Below are 14,081 nucleotides of genomic sequence, written 5' to 3'. Positions count from 1 at the left end.
ATTTGCCACCACACCTTTTCGTATTCGCGCTGAAAAGCACGAAGGAACACGGAGAAAACAATGCAGCCCGCAGTTCTCAACGCATCGACACAGCCCGCATTCAGCGTATGGCGCGGCACCGTGTCGGGCGCGAGCGCGAGTCTCGTCGGCATCGGCCTCGCGCGCTTTGCCTACACGCCGCTCTTGCCCGCGATCATCGATGCACACTGGTTCGCCGCATCGACGGCCGCGTATCTCGGTGCCGCGAATCTGGGCGGTTATCTGGCGGGCGCGCTGCTCGGCGGCTACCTCGCCAAGCGCGCGAACATCACTCACGTGCTGCGCGCGATGATGCTGCTCGCAACAGTTGCATTCGTCGCCTGTGCGTTCCCGCTGTCGTTTCTGTGGTTCTTCGTGTGGCGCTTCGCGTCGGGGCTTTCGGGCGGCGCGCTGATGGTGCTGGCCGCGCCGACCATCCTCGCGCATGTGCTGCCTGCGCGTCGTGGGCTCGTGAGCGGCGCGATTTTTGCGGGCATTGGTCTCGGCATCGCCGCGTCGGGCACAGTCGTTCCGCTGCTGCTGCGCGAAGGCGTCAAGGAGACGTGGCTCGGACTCGGCGTGATCGCGCTGCTGTTGACGGTCTCCGCATGGAACGGGTGGCCGAAGCAGAACGCACCCGCTCATCATCCGCAGACGCATCAAGCAAAGCACGCGAAGCAGCCGGGCTTCACGCTGCGCGCGCTATATGCCGAGTACGCGCTGAACGCAGTCGGTCTCGTTCCGCACATGCTGTTTCTGGTCGACTTCGTATCGCGCGGACTCGGCAAAGGTCTCGATACGGGCGCGCAATATTGGGTGCTGTTCGGTCTCGGCGCGATTGCCGGTCCGTTGCTGAGTGGCCATCTCGCGGACCGCGCGGGCTTTGGTCCCGCGCTGCGCGTGGGCTTCGTGATCCAGATCGTCGCGGTGCTGTTGCCGTTGATCAGCACGGAGCCTGCCGCGCTGATCGCATCGAGCGTACTGATGGGCGCCGCCGTGCCGGGCATCGTGCCGCTCGCGCTTGGCCGCGTCAACGAACTGCTCGCCCACCATCCGTCGATGCAAAAAGGCGCATGGAGCACGGCGACCACAGGCTTCGCGATCTTGCAGGCGAGCGCTGCATACGGGCTCTCGTTTCTCTTCACGCAAAGCGGCGGCAATTACCGGATGCTCTTCGCGATCGGCGTGACATCGATCGCACTCGCGCTGGGTATCGATCTGTTCACCGCACTGCGCGGCCGAACGCAGCAACAAACGCGGCAACGAACGCACCAGCAAACGCGTAATTGAAGGATACCCGGCATGAGCCAGCCCACTACACTCGATATGCGCGAAACACCCGACACGTCCGCGCTCAGCTACGCGCAACGCAACGACAGGTACTGGAAACGCAATCTGTTCGTCTGCGTATTCGGTTCGTTCACGACGCTCGTCAGTCTCAGCATGCTGTTGCCGTTTTTGCCGCTCTACGTGAAGCAGCTCGGCGTCGAATCGCAGGCCGATGTCATCCAGTGGTCGGGCGTCGCGTTCGGCGCGACGTTTCTCGGCACGGCCGTGACGGCACCCATCTGGGGCAGGCTCGCCGACCGCTACGGGCGCAAGCCGATGCTGATTCGCGCAGCCGTCGGCATGGCCGTCGTGATGTCGCTGATCGGCATCGCGCACAACGTCTACGAACTGGTCGGGCTGCGCCTGATCGCGGGACTCGTCGGCGGCTATGCGTCGGCTTCGACCGTGATGGTCGGCACGCAGGCGCCGCGCGAGCGCGCCGGATGGGCGCTCGGCTTGCTGTCGACGGGCGCGCTCGCGGGCAATCTGGTCGGGCCGCTGATCGGCGGCCTGCTGCCCGGACTGATCGGCATTCGCGGCACCTTCTTCGCGGGCGGCGCGGTGATCGCCGTGGCCGCGCTGCTCACGATCTTCGTCGTCAAAGAAGACTTCCAGCCCGCCACCGATGCGAAGCGCGGCGCGAGCGTCGACGCCTCGTCGCATGCGTCACGCACGCGATACGCGGTGATCGGCGCGCTGCTCGCGACGGCGATGATGGTCCTGCTCGCCAACATGTCGATCGAGCCCGTCATCACCGTGTATGTCGGCAGCCTCGGTGTCGAGCCGGATCGACTGACCCGCGTTGCAGGCGTCGTGATGGCATGCTCCGCGTTCGGCAGCATGTTGACGGCGGCGCGTCTCGGCGCGCTCGCGGATCGCATCGGCGCTTGGAACGTGATTGTCGGGTGTCTCGTGGCGACGGGCCTGCTGATGATTCCGCAAGCGTTCGTCCATCAATGGTGGCAACTGGCCGCACTGCGCGCGCTGATGGGCATGTCGCTTGCGGGGTTGTTGCCCGCCATCGCGAAGCTCGCGCGGCACGCCGTCGACGAGAGCAAGACGGGTCAAATGCTCGGCTATCTGCAGTCCGCGCAATTCAGCGGACAGGTGCTCGGCCCCGTTATCGGCGGCCAGATTGCCGTGCATCTCGGACTGCATCCGGTGTTCTTCGCGACCGGCTCGCTGCTAGTCGCGTGTGCCGCGTTCGCGCAGTGGGCGCGCGGACGATAACGCGCGTGCTGTGTTATGCCTATACTTCGTCGGTAGACTTTCGATGTTCTTCGGAACATCGCCACTACTCGGGAGCGAAGTCATGTTCATTGCCATGAACCGGTTCAAGGTCGCGCCGGGCTCGGAAAAGACGTTCGAGGAAGTGTGGACGACGCGCGACACACACCTCAAAGACGTCCCCGGCTTCATCGAGTTTCATCTTCTGAAAGGCCCGCAACGCGACGATCACGTGCTGTATTCGAGCCACACGATCTGGACGAATCGCGCGGCCTTCGAAGCATGGACGCAGTCCGAGGCCTTCCGCGCCGCGCATCGGAACGCCGGAAACGAAGCACGTGCGCTATATCTGGGGCATCCGGAATTCGAGGGGTTCGAGGTTATCCAGACCGTGAAGTGACGGGCGGTTCACATGCTTGCGAATCGCTTTGCACTCGATAGTCCGGGCGCGCCCGTCTTTCAGTCGAATGGCAGCGAATGCGCGTTCGGCAATTCGGTCATCGCATTGCATTGGACGATTGCAGATCGATCTCTCGGCGAATGTCGTATCGTCGATCACGCGCATGCGCAAACGCTTTCGGTCGATGTGCCGTTTACGATTGCAATGGCTGACGGACACACGTTCGGCATCGACGAATTGCAGATTGTCGAGCCGTTGCGCGAAGAAGCACTGCTAGCCAATGCCGAAGCATCGCGAAAAGCGGAGCGCATCGCCGGCCGACGCGTGATCGCCATGCTTTGCGACAGGCAGCGGCGTCTGCGGGTCGAATGGGATATCGAGCAGCGCGAGAACTCGCCTTATTTGCGGCAGCGTCTGTCGATTACCGCACTGGCGCAGGACGAGCACATTGTCTCCGTTTCGCTATTGCAGACTCGCGCGCCTTTCGCACGAAAGATCGGCGAACTCGAAGCGGTGCCCATCGTCGATGGCAATGTCTATCTGGGCTTCGAGCTTCCAATGGCCGAAAGCGAAGTGCGCGACGCTGTGGCCAGCTTCAAGGTCACGCGCGAGTTGCCGCTCGACAAGGGCAAGACGCTCGTTTATTCCGCCGTCGCAGGCGTGTTTCGCGAAGGTCAATTGCGCCGCGATTTCGCCGCCTATCTCGAACAGGAGCGAGCGCATCCTTATCGCCCGTTTCTTCACTACAACTCCTGGTACGACATTGGCTTTCTCACCGCCTATACGCAGGATCAGGCGATAGAACGCATTCACGCCGTAGGCCGCGAACTGCATGAAAAGCGCGGCGTACAACTCGATTCATACCTGTTCGACGACGGATGGGATGACTACAGCGGCGCCTGGCGATTCAATCGCACGTTTCCCGATGGTTTCGCGCCCTTGAAGCATGCCGCCGCGCGCTATGGCGCCGCACCTGGCGTGTGGTTGTCGCCGTGGGGCGGCTATGGTCTGCCTCGACAGGAACGCGTGACGCGCGGCCGTGCTGCCGGATACGAGACTGTCGGCGATGGATTCGCGCTCTCCGGTCCCAGGTACTATCGACGCTTTCACGAAGCCGCGATGGACCTGCTGATGCGATACGGCGTCAATTACTTCAAGCTGGACGGCACGGGCAATGCGAACATCGTCGTGTCCGGCAGCCGCTTCAACAGCGATTGGGATGCCGCGATAGAACTCATCGAGGATATGCGTCGCGCGAAACGTGATGTATTCGTCAATCTGTCGACTGGAACGCTGCCGTCGCCCTTCTGGCTGCGCTACGTCGATTCGATCTGGCGTGATGGTGCCGATTATGGCTTTGCCGGCACAGGCAGCGACCGCGAACAATGGATCACCTATCGCGATGCGCAGACTTATCGCAATGTCGTATGCAAGAGTCCGCTCTTTCCGCTCAATTCGCTGATGCTTCACGGCATCATCTACGCGCAGGAAAACACGCGGCTCAACACCGATCCCACGCATGCGTTCGCCAGCGAAGTGCGTTCGTACTTCGGCAGCGGCACGCAGTTGCAAGAGCTTTATGTCACGCCGTCGCTGCTAAAGGAACGCGATTGGGATGTTCTCGCCGAGGCCTCACAATGGGCGCGCGCCAATGCGGATGTACTTCGCGACGCCCATTGGATCGGCGGCGCGCCGGATCTCGACGTTTACGGTTGGGCCGCGTGGACGCCTTCGAAAGCGATCGTCACGCTGCGCAATCCGGCTGATCGCGAGCAAAGCTTTTTGCTCGACCTGAGAGAGCATCTCGAACTGCCGCAAGGCGTGACGGGCAAATTCAATGCACGTTTTCCGTTTATCGAACCGCCCGCGCACTTTCCACTGCTTTGCGACGTCGGCCATCCTCAGTCAATTCGACTCGATCCGTTCCAGGTACTGACGCTTGAGTTATCACCGATAACGCCTACGTCAGCGTAGGCGCCAGATCGATCGGCTTGGCTTCCGTCTGGTGCAGATCGAACACGGTAATCGTATTTTCGCCGGGCTTGAGCCACGGAGCGGGACAATAGAGCCGCATTTGCGGGCCGATATTCCAGTATCGTCCGAGATTGTGTCCATTGACCCAGACCACGCCTTTCATCCATTGGCTCATGTCCAGATACACATCGCCAACTGTATCCAGCGACAGCACCGCGCGAAAGAATAGCCCCGCTCTGTTCGGCTCGGTGCATACAGGGCGAAGATCTTCGATAAACGCAGCGTTCATCGGCAGAAGGAAAACTTCCCAACCCGTCAAGACCTCTGCCACTCCGGACTGGTCGCGCAACGTGACAGGATCGACAAGCCCTTTTCGGTCGATCATCGCGTGCCCATAGTTCACGCGGCCCATGCCTTCGACGAGTATGTCCAGTACTGCTGCATCATTCGATCCAGACGACGAAAGCGCAAACGGACTGCGATGCATGATATTCAGCGATTGCGCGCGATCTCTCGGCATGCGCGCACGCGACACGCCGCCCACATATTCGCCACCGACAAAAACACTCGCATAGTCGTGAACGCTGCCGATATCCAGCACGCCGCCTCGATAATGTTCAAGCCGCTTCCGGTAGACGACGAAGCCGGACACCTGGCCGTACATTTCGAACGGCTGCGGATTGACCGTCTGCCCGGCGGGCAAAGAGGAGGGAAGATTGTCCCAGATGGACGCGAACCGCTGCGGAACCAAAGAGCGGCTATCGGTAGCGAGCGTGGCGACAGGATCGGGCACGTCAGGCAGTGGTGTTGCCAGATACCTGGAAATGATCTCGCGATACTTCATGTACTTCGCAGTCGCCACGCCTTGCTCGCTGATCGGCGCCGAATAATCGTAGCTCGTAATGTCCGGCTGATATTCGCCCGTATCGGCATCCACATTGGCACCGGCATGGAAGCCAAAGCTCGTGCCACCGTGAATCACATACAGGTTGAACGACACCTTCTTTCGCATCAGTTCTTCGAGCGTCGCTGAGAGATCGACAGCCGCGCCTTGCAGCGCGTTGTCGCCCCAATGTGTCAGCCAACCCGGATAGACTTCGCCTGCCATCACGGGAACCGCAGGAAACGTCTTGCGCGCCGCTTCGATTTGCGCGGCGTTTCCATTACTCAATGCAATCGCGCCATCGGTGACATACGTATGGTTCTGTTCGAGTTGCGCCAGACCGTCTTCTGTATAGAACGGGCCTTCAATTCCGCCGCGAATCCAGATCTGCCTGATTTTTTCGAGGTAAGCGGCATTGCTCGCATACGATCCAAATTCGTTTTCGATCTGGATCATTAGAATCGGGCCGCCGTGTATTGACATTAGCGGCCTGACGCGCGGGACAAGTTCATCGATGTATCGCACGACAGCCGAGATATAGCGCGAATCACTCGCCGAATCGGTTCGCAACTGAATGTCCGGGTAGCGCAGCAGATAAGACGGAATTCCGCCGAGATCCCATTCGGCGCAGACATACGGACCCGGCCTGAACAGCACCCACATGCCTTCGCTCTGGCAAAGGCGAATGAACGCCTCGATATCGCGATTGCCGGTGTGAAAGTCGAATGTACCTTCGCTCAGCTCGTGGTAATTCCACATGACGTACAGAGCAATGGTATTCATCCCCATCGCCTTCGCCATCCGGATGCGGTGCTGCCAGTATTCGACGGGAATTCGCGCCGGATGCATTTCCCCGCTGCGGATCTGAAACGGCTGGCCGTCGAGCAGAAAGCCGTCGCTGTTCTTCGCAAAGGAAAAGACATGCGCGGTGTTCATTTCGCTTTCTTTTCTCGCATGAAGCGCAATGCGAAGCGCACGAGCTTTGGCATCGTGTCCGGACGCAGCAGGCGCTCGTCGTACCCCGAGAACCGCCGGTCGTTCTCTTCGAGGCACAACATCATCAAATCACGCAAGTCGATTTCAGCGCCGGATACGGCCTGTGCGCCGTTCACCGTAAAGTTGTTGTCCTGCTTCTGTTCGTTTCCTTCCGCGTCCATCGTGCGCGCGAGGCCAATGCGCTCCCAGCCGAGAAACAGCCATACGGCTACGACTTTCAGCTCGAACTGGATGCGCTGCCGCCATGCGAGCTTCGCGCGATGCCAGGCCACCCAGTTCGCGAACAGAAGAATATGGCGACACTCTTCCTGCATCACCGGCTCGAACGTGTCGATCAATTCGGGTGGAAAGAGCCCGGAGCGATGCGCAATCTTGAACAGCCCAAATGCGAAAAAGCTGTCGATGCATTCGCTATAGCCCGTGACCAGATAAGCCCATTCGGCGTCTTTCGGGAACACATAAGGCGCCTCGCTCGCAAGCGGAATGCCATACGCGGCGACCATCCGCGACAAGACCTCCTTGTGGCGGTTTTCTTCCCACGCGTTCAACGCGAGCGCGCTGCGCATCTCGGGTTCGTCGATGGTCGCGGCGTAGGCTGCCATGCGCAGTCGCGCCTTGCCCTCCGTCTGAACGGCGATATCCCAGATCGGCAGCGAGACGATCCGTTCGAGCGCATCCGGCTCGAGCTTCGGCCAGTCCAGTACCGACGGCCGATAAGGATTGAACGTCTCGCGAAACATCCGGCACGTTTCGCGCAAGTGGATTTGGGAACCGGGCTTGAACGGGCCTTCGACGTGGCTCGTCCAGTGTCGCGTGTTGATTTCAGCGGCATCGACCATTTGCCGGTCGGGTGAGCACTGCGCCAGTGCCGGCGCAGTGAAGTCCGGAATCATCTGTTCGACGTCGAATGTATCAAGCGTCTGCTCGCTCATGGAGAGCTCCACCAGAGAACACTTGCGTTGTCGCTTGGGACGAAATCCGCGTTCTGTGCATCGGAATGAACGCGTGTCATCTGCACGTCACGATGCTTGTCGACGGATCAGCCGGCCATCAGTCTATGCCAGCGTCAAGACCAGCGCATTCAAGCAGCCATCGGCGGCCTGGCGGCGACCGCAGCTAACATGCCATAGCGTCGGAAGTTTTTCTCGTACGGGCGTTCGCGATTGGATTGCGGGCGTCGCCGTGACGTGTCAGACGGAACTCGCGATGTGCTCGCGCAGCCATTGATGTGCCGGGTCACGATGACAACGCTCGTGCCAAAGCATCGCCATTTGATAGCCGGGGACGGCGACGGGCGGCTCGACGATTCGCAACGCGCCCGTATTGCACACGAGCCGTGCGGGCAACATCGCGACGAGATCGGTGCTCGCGAGCACCGACATCATGAAGAGAAAGTGCGGCACGGACAGCACGACCCGCCGCGTAAGGCCCGCTTGCGCAAGAGCATCGTCCGTGACCCCTCGAAACCCGCCGCCATCCGGCGACACGATCACGTGCTCCAGTTTGCAAAACTGCGCAAGCGTCGGACGCCGCTTCAGACGCGGATGCCCCGCGCGGCCAGCCAGAACATAGCGCTCGGCGAATAGCACCCGGCGATGCAGACCCGAGGGCGATTCGTCGCTGGTATGAAAAGCCAGATCGATCTCGCCCTGTTCCGCCTGCCTGACGATGCGCGTCGGCACCATTTCGACCACGGAGAGCCGCGTGCGCGGTGCCGCTGCGCGCAACGCATTCAACGCCGGCAGCAGAACCGTCGATTCGCTGTAATCGGTCGCGGCGACTTTCCACATATGGGTCGCCTCGGCGGGGTCGAACGTCTTCGGCGACGACATCACGCGATTCAATGCTTCGAGCGCCTCTCGCAACGGTTCGCGCAGCTCGTCGGCTCGCGCGGTCGGCCGCATGCCGCGCGGCCCAGGCAACAGCAGCGGATCGCCGAAGATGTCCCGCAGCTTCGCGAGATGGACGCTCACCGATGGTTGAGAGAAGTTCAGGCGCTCCGCCGCACGCGTCACGTTGTGTTCCGACAACAACGCGTCGAGCGTGACCAGCAGGTTCAGGTCCAGTCGTCTGAGATTATTCATCGCAATACCGGGGATATCAGAAATTCATTTCCAATATACCTGACGAACGCCTAACCTGCTGGCTACGAAAAACGGAGGTTGAAACATGAATGTTCTGCTCGTCTACGCACATCCCGAGCCGCGATCATTGAACGGTTCACTAAAGGACTTTTCGATCGAACGTCTCGAGCGCACCGGACACGTCGTGCAGGTATCGGACCTGTACGCGATGAAATGGAAAGCGTCGCTCGACGCGAACGACAGCATCGAGCGAACCGGCAGCACACGCTTCGATCCGAGCGCCGATTCGAAGCAAGCTTTCGAAAACGGCCTGCAAAGCGAAGATATCGCGCGAGAACAGCAAAAGCTGCTGTGGGCGGACGCCGTGATTCTGCAATTCCCGCTCTGGTGGTTCTCGATGCCCGCCATTCTGAAGGGCTGGGTGGAGCGCGTCTTTGCGTATGGCTTCGCATACGGCGTGGGCGAACATTCGGACACGCGCTGGGGCGACCGCTACGGAGAGGGCACGCTCGCCGGCAAGCGCGCGATGCTGATGGTCACGGCAGGCGGCTGGGAATCTCACTACGGCTCGCGAGGCATCAACGGCCCGATCGACGATATTCTTTTCCCCATTCAGCACGGGATTTTGTACTACCCCGGCTTCGATGTACTGCCGCCATTCGTGCTCTATCGGACGAACCGGATGGACGAAAGAAGGTACGCGGAAACCTGCGATGCCCTCGCAAACCGGCTGGATAACCTCTGGACCACCGCGCCCATTCCGTTCCGGCCTCAAAACGCCGGAGCATACGACATTCCGGCTCTCACACTGCGCGCCCACATTGCGCCGGAACAATCGGGCTTCTCCGCCCACATTGGATGACGGCGTCGCATAGGCACTCGCTCACATCGATAACGGTTGGCTTTTATGCCTGATGCGTAAATTACATTGAAACGCATTGCAGCCATTTTCGGCGGCCTTTTAGCATCGAGAGAGTAATTCTGATCGGCGTTATGCTATAAACGGGACATTGAGCCAAACGATCAGTGCGATCTCGAATGTCATATGGCGTTTTACTATGTCGAACCCGAAGTGGCTGGCGGCCTCGGAAAACATACCGTTCTCGATTCAAGCGTGTATCCGCCGAACGTCACGCAATTGCATTACCGGATTATCAATTGGCTCGGCGACGCGCTACTGGAAAGCTTCCCGGCACTGATCATCACCCGCGAGGCCGCTGATGCGTTGCAGGCAATGGGAACAACCGGAACGGCGTATCGCACCGTTGAAATAACGGTTAGCGACTCGTTTCAGGAAATTTATCCCGACCGGGAATTGCCTGAATTTCTCTGGCTATGTGTGCCGGGTACAGCCGGCAAGGACGATTTAGGCATCGCCGATGATTCGCGCCTCGTCGTTTCAGAGCGGGCATTAAAACGGCTGAAAGCCTTCGGTTTGAATCACGCGATCATCGAACCTTATCCTGGATCGACATGAACGTATGCGCGCGGCCTGCCGACCGCCGCGCGCGTGCGCTCGTTCACAGCGCCAAGGCAACGGTTCAGCCCGCCAGCTCGCGATGCAGCGCGAGATACTCCTGCGCCAGCTTATGCCGCGGGTCGAGATGGATCACGGGCGTTGCATGCTGATGCGATTCGCGGATCTTCACTGACGAAGACAATTTCGAACCCAGCACGGGCAGCCCTTCGCTGACGAGTTCATCGACGAGTTGCTGCGGCAGACTCGCGCGCGGCTGGAACTGGTTGATCACGATCCCTTCCACTTGCAGCGCATCGTTGTGGTCCTGCTGGATTTCCTTCACGTTGTCGAGCAGCGTATAGAGCGCGCGGCGCGAAAAGTCGTCGCAGTCGAACGGAATCAGGCAGCGCTCGACGGCGATCAACGCCGAGCGCGTGTAGAAATTCAACGCGGGCGGCGTATCGATGTAGATCGCGTCGTACATGTCGAGCTCGTTCAACGCATCGCGCAGCTTGTAGATCTTGTAGCGCGATTCGAGCTTGCCGTGCAGCGTGTCGAGATCGGCGTGCGCGGGCATGATGTCGAGATTCTCGAACGGCGTCCGATGAATGAACGACGTCACGTCCACCGGCTTGAAGCTGAAGGTCAATGCGGTTTCGAAGAAGCCGGCAACCGTGGGGCTCACCTCGTTGGCTCGCGCGCCGAGCAGATACTGGCTCGAATTGCCTTGCGCATCCAGATCGATGACGAGCGTACGCAAGCCCTCGCTCGCGCTGATGGCCGCCAGGTTGCACACGATGGTCGATTTGCCGACACCGCCTTTCTGATTGAATACCACGCGCCGCATGTGTCCCCTCTCGCTGTCAATCTGCCTGAAAAACCAGCAGCATACATCAGCCAGATTACCGGACCGGGACGCCATCACGTCACGGCCGCGAATTTCGTCGAAGCGCACGGTTTTGGGGCTTGCAGCGCGCTTTTTCATACGCGGTTACGTGCATTCGTACAGCGCGGATTCATCGCCTAGAATCGATTTAGGCGCGTGGCGGACCCGCTCGTCCGATTGCGCCATCTATTGCATTCGAACTTTATGTGGAGGTCACCATGAAAGCGGACGAAAGAGGCGACATGCACGCCTTCGTACAAACGGCTGAGCAGGCAGGCGACTACGTCTGGGTCATCGCGCTCGTCGACTTCACTGCGCGCGAGGTGAAGCGCGCGCTCGTCTCCGACGAGAAATACGCGACTCGCGCCGCCGCGAAAGACGCCGGCGACGCGCGCCTGAAAGCGCTCGAGCAGGACCGTCAGGCGCACGCATAGCCGTCTTCGGCCCGTCAGCACGGGGCCAGCATCACCGGCCAGGCGCCGCACAAGGAGCATCCCATGGCCAGCAAGAAAGACAAGTCAGGATCGTCCGTTGGCGTGTCGGTCGACGCGGGCAGCTATCGGGTCACGCGGCCCGACAGCGCCGACGCCGTCATCGATCTGATCAGGCAGCACGAGGTGCAGATCGTCGACCTGAAGTTCACCGATCTGCCCGGACTGTGGCAGCACTTCTCGATCACGCTCCCCGAAGTTCACGACGGACTGTTCGAAGCCGGCATCGGCTTCGACGGTTCTTCGATTCGCGGCTTTCAGGAGATTCACGAATCGGACATGCTGTTGCGGCCCGATCCGTCGACGGCCTTCGTCGATCCCATGTGCGACACGCCCACGCTGTCGGTGATCTGCGATGTCGTGGACCCCGTGCTCAGACAGCCCTATTCGCGCGATCCGCGTTACATCGCGAAGAAGGCGGAGAATTATCTGCGGCAAACGGGCATCGCGACGACCTGCTACTTCGGCCCCGAGCTGGAGTTCTTCATTTTCGATTCGATCCGCTTCGGCCAGGATCAGCACAGCGGGTACTACTACGTCGAATCGGCGGAAGGCGACTGGACCACGGGCCGCGACGAGGGTGCATACGGCGGCGGCAATCTCGGCTACAAGCCGCGCTACAAGGAAGGCTACTTCCCGACGCCGCCGCACGACACGCTGCAGGAGATCCGCAGCGACATCGCGCTGACGCTGCAACAGGTCGGCGTGCAGGTCGAGGTGCATCATCATGAAGTCGCGACGGCAGGACAGAACGAAATCGACATGCGCTTCGCGACGCTCACGCGCATGGCCGACAACGTGATGATCTACAAGTACATCTGCAAGAACATCGCGCGGCGCTACGGCAAGGTGGCGACGTTCATGCCCAAGCCGCTTTTCGCCGACAACGCGAGCGGCATGCATTGCCATCAGAGCCTGTGGCGCGACAGCGAAAATCTCTTCTACGACGCGCAAGGCTGGGCGCTCACATCCGAGCTGTGCCGCTGGTACATCGGCGGCCTGCTTCAGCATGCGCCCGCGCTGATGGCCTTCTGCGCGCCGACAACGAACTCGTACAAGCGACTGGTGCCGGGCTACGAAGCGCCTGTGAATCTCGCGATGTCGCAACGCAACCGCTCGGCTGCGGCGCGCATTCCGATGTACTCGGATTCGCCGAATGCGCGGCGCGTCGAGTTCCGCTGTCCCGATCCGTCGGCGAATGCCTATCTCGCGTTTGCCGCGATGATGATGGCGGGGCTCGACGGCATCGAGAACAAGATGGACCCCGGCGAGCCGCTCGATCGGAACATCTACGATCTGCCGCCCGAAGAGGCGCGCAAGGTTCGGCAGGTGCCGGGGTCGCTCGATGCATCGCTCGCCGCGCTCGAAATGGATCACGCGTTCTTGCGCAAAGGCGATGTCTTCACCGACGATGTGATCGACACGTGGCTCGCGTACAAGCGCGCGAGAGAGGTCGACAGCATCCGGTTGCGGCCGCATCCGTGGGAGTTCTATTTGTACTTCGACGTGTAGTGGTCGATGCCTCTGCTCGTTCTATGTATTCGACTCGCGCTGGCCGCGTACGTAATCGCGCTGATCGCGCTGTATTTCATGCAGGACAGGATGCTGCTGCCCGCCACGCTGTATGACGCCGAGCCGCCGACGGGGCATCACGCCGGCTACGACGTCGAACCGTGGCTCGCGAGCGGCCAATACGCAGGGTATGTCGCGACACCTGTTACCAACAAGCCGCGCGGCACGTTCATCGTCTATCACGGCAATGCGGAATCGGCGGAGAACAAGCTGCCGCTCGCCGAAGTCTTCCTGCATGCGGGTTATCGCGTGGTGCTGGCCGAATATCCTGGCCACGGCAAGCGCGAGGGCTCGCGCACGATGAAGGCCGCGTTGAACGCATCGCGAGACGCGCTGGCGGCGGTCCGCGAGCAATGGAATGGGCGTGTCTATCTGGTGGGCGAATCGCTGGGCGCGGGGATGGCCGCGCAGGTCATTCGAGGCAATGAGTCGATGGCCGCGGGCATCGTGCTCGTCACGCCGTGGGACACGCTTGCAAGCGTCGCAGCAGAAACGCTATGGCTCTTTCCCGTGCGCTGGATGCTACATGAGCCGTTCGATTCGGTCGATGCGCTCGCGCATTATGCGGGCCCCGTCGTCGTGATCGGCGCGCAAGAGGACACGCTGATCCCGGTCGCGCACGCCCGCGCGCTCGCGAGCGCGCATCGGGGCGCTCATCTGATGCTGTTGACGGACGCGAACCACGACGACTGGTTCGATGCAATGAAGGGTGAGCGCTGGCAGCAGGTGCTTTTATGGTTGGGCGCGAGCTAACGCCGAACT

The 14,081-nt window shown here is 60.8% G+C and carries 13 protein-coding genes; 9 read left to right on the top strand and 4 right to left on the bottom strand.

The features are described 5' to 3' along the window. Positions 1-60: 60 nt before the first annotated feature. The 4 genes from VSR68_RS09125 (at position 61) to VSR68_RS09110 (ending at position 4,948) form a co-directional block, all read left to right on the top strand. On the top strand, positions 61-1,308 hold the full coding sequence (locus VSR68_RS09125) for a YbfB/YjiJ family MFS transporter (RefSeq protein ID WP_342939522.1): 1,248 nt from the start codon (positions 61-63) through the stop codon (positions 1,306-1,308). 12 nt (positions 1,309-1,320) lie between these two features. Further along, a complete protein-coding gene (locus tag VSR68_RS09120; RefSeq protein WP_342939521.1) occupies positions 1,321-2,577 on the top strand; it encodes an MFS transporter in 1,257 nt (418 codons plus the stop codon). 82 nt (positions 2,578-2,659) lie between these two features. Next, a complete protein-coding gene (locus VSR68_RS09115; RefSeq protein ID WP_342939520.1) occupies positions 2,660-2,974 on the top strand; it encodes an antibiotic biosynthesis monooxygenase in 315 nt (104 codons plus the stop codon). Positions 2,975-2,986: 12 nt separating this feature from the next. Continuing rightward, complete coding sequence (locus VSR68_RS09110; RefSeq protein ID WP_342939519.1) at positions 2,987-4,948, top strand: enterotoxin; 1,962 nt, start codon at positions 2,987-2,989, stop codon at positions 4,946-4,948. Here the strand turns inward: VSR68_RS09110 and VSR68_RS09105 are convergent. The 3 genes from VSR68_RS09105 to VSR68_RS09095 all read right to left on the bottom strand — a co-directional run bounded on the left by VSR68_RS09105 (position 4,935) and on the right by VSR68_RS09095 (position 8,911). Beyond that, positions 4,935-6,767, bottom strand: a complete 1,833-nt coding sequence (locus VSR68_RS09105; RefSeq protein ID WP_342939518.1) for a glycoside hydrolase family 35 protein — start codon at positions 6,765-6,767, stop codon at positions 4,935-4,937. The two genes, VSR68_RS09110 and VSR68_RS09105, sit on opposite strands and share 14 nt — an antisense overlap. Continuing rightward, on the bottom strand, positions 6,764-7,759 hold the full coding sequence (locus VSR68_RS09100; RefSeq protein ID WP_342939517.1) for a ferritin-like domain-containing protein: 996 nt from the start codon (positions 7,757-7,759) through the stop codon (positions 6,764-6,766). The genes VSR68_RS09105 and VSR68_RS09100 overlap by 4 nt, the downstream gene beginning before the upstream one ends. Positions 7,760-8,017: 258 nt before the next feature. Beyond that, complete coding sequence (locus VSR68_RS09095) at positions 8,018-8,911, bottom strand: LysR family transcriptional regulator (RefSeq protein WP_342939516.1); 894 nt, start codon at positions 8,909-8,911, stop codon at positions 8,018-8,020. An 85-nt stretch (positions 8,912-8,996) separates the two neighbouring features. Here VSR68_RS09095 and VSR68_RS09090 point away from each other — a divergent pair, with 85 nt between their 5' ends. Together VSR68_RS09090 and VSR68_RS09085 are read left to right on the top strand one after the other, a co-directional pair. Next, on the top strand, positions 8,997-9,773 hold the full coding sequence (locus VSR68_RS09090) for an NAD(P)H-dependent oxidoreductase (protein ID WP_342939515.1): 777 nt from the start codon (positions 8,997-8,999) through the stop codon (positions 9,771-9,773). A 183-nt stretch (positions 9,774-9,956) separates the two neighbouring features. Beyond that, complete coding sequence (locus VSR68_RS09085; RefSeq protein ID WP_342939514.1) at positions 9,957-10,388, top strand: hypothetical protein; 432 nt, start codon at positions 9,957-9,959, stop codon at positions 10,386-10,388. Positions 10,389-10,452: 64 nt separating this feature from the next. On the opposite strand, the gene VSR68_RS09080 is transcribed toward VSR68_RS09085, so the two are convergent. After that, on the bottom strand, positions 10,453-11,217 hold the full coding sequence (locus VSR68_RS09080) for a ParA family protein (RefSeq protein WP_342939513.1): 765 nt from the start codon (positions 11,215-11,217) through the stop codon (positions 10,453-10,455). 257 nt (positions 11,218-11,474) lie between these two features. On the opposite strand from VSR68_RS09080, the gene VSR68_RS09075 reads away from it, so the two are divergent. The 3 genes from VSR68_RS09075 to VSR68_RS09065 all read left to right on the top strand — a co-directional run bounded on the left by VSR68_RS09075 (position 11,475) and on the right by VSR68_RS09065 (position 14,072). Beyond that, complete coding sequence (locus VSR68_RS09075) at positions 11,475-11,690, top strand: hypothetical protein (protein WP_342939512.1); 216 nt, start codon at positions 11,475-11,477, stop codon at positions 11,688-11,690. Positions 11,691-11,753: 63 nt separating this feature from the next. After that, on the top strand, positions 11,754-13,259 hold the full coding sequence (glnA, locus tag VSR68_RS09070) for a type I glutamate--ammonia ligase (protein ID WP_342939511.1): 1,506 nt from the start codon (positions 11,754-11,756) through the stop codon (positions 13,257-13,259). Between the two features lie 6 nt (positions 13,260-13,265). Further along, positions 13,266-14,072 carry an alpha/beta hydrolase gene (locus VSR68_RS09065; protein ID WP_342939510.1) on the top strand — a complete coding sequence of 269 codons (807 nt, stop codon included), beginning with the start codon at positions 13,266-13,268 and terminating at the stop codon, positions 14,070-14,072. Positions 14,073-14,081: the final 9 nt, after the last annotated feature.

Source organism: Paraburkholderia phymatum (assembly GCF_038900715.1).
GTDB classification, from domain to species: Bacteria; Pseudomonadota; Gammaproteobacteria; order Burkholderiales; family Burkholderiaceae; genus Paraburkholderia; species Paraburkholderia phymatum_A.
Note: the sequence above shows the minus strand (reverse complement) of the source record. Positions and strands in the feature narration are given on the sequence as shown.

What these genes read in the sequence shown, in the direction of transcription:
- VSR68_RS09125 (WP_342939522.1), top strand. Translation starts at nt 61, where the DNA reads ATGCAGCCCGCAGTTCTCAACGCATCGACACAGCCCGCATTCAGCGTA.
- VSR68_RS09120 (WP_342939521.1), top strand. Translation starts at nt 1,321, where the DNA reads ATGAGCCAGCCCACTACACTCGATATGCGCGAAACACCCGACACGTCC.
- VSR68_RS09115 (WP_342939520.1), top strand. Translation starts at nt 2,660, where the DNA reads ATGTTCATTGCCATGAACCGGTTCAAGGTCGCGCCGGGCTCGGAAAAG.
- VSR68_RS09110 (WP_342939519.1), top strand. Translation starts at nt 2,987, where the DNA reads ATGCTTGCGAATCGCTTTGCACTCGATAGTCCGGGCGCGCCCGTCTTT.
- VSR68_RS09105 (WP_342939518.1), bottom strand. Translation starts at nt 6,767, where the DNA reads ATGAACACCGCGCATGTCTTTTCCTTTGCGAAGAACAGCGACGGCTTT.
- VSR68_RS09100 (WP_342939517.1), bottom strand. Translation starts at nt 7,759, where the DNA reads ATGAGCGAGCAGACGCTTGATACATTCGACGTCGAACAGATGATTCCG.
- VSR68_RS09095 (WP_342939516.1), bottom strand. Translation starts at nt 8,911, where the DNA reads ATGAATAATCTCAGACGACTGGACCTGAACCTGCTGGTCACGCTCGAC.
- VSR68_RS09090 (WP_342939515.1), top strand. Translation starts at nt 8,997, where the DNA reads ATGAATGTTCTGCTCGTCTACGCACATCCCGAGCCGCGATCATTGAAC.
- VSR68_RS09085 (WP_342939514.1), top strand. Translation starts at nt 9,957, where the DNA reads ATGGCGTTTTACTATGTCGAACCCGAAGTGGCTGGCGGCCTCGGAAAA.
- VSR68_RS09080 (WP_342939513.1), bottom strand. Translation starts at nt 11,217, where the DNA reads ATGCGGCGCGTGGTATTCAATCAGAAAGGCGGTGTCGGCAAATCGACC.
- VSR68_RS09075 (WP_342939512.1), top strand. Translation starts at nt 11,475, where the DNA reads ATGAAAGCGGACGAAAGAGGCGACATGCACGCCTTCGTACAAACGGCT.
- glnA (WP_342939511.1), top strand. Translation starts at nt 11,754, where the DNA reads ATGGCCAGCAAGAAAGACAAGTCAGGATCGTCCGTTGGCGTGTCGGTC.
- VSR68_RS09065 (WP_342939510.1), top strand. Translation starts at nt 13,266, where the DNA reads ATGCCTCTGCTCGTTCTATGTATTCGACTCGCGCTGGCCGCGTACGTA.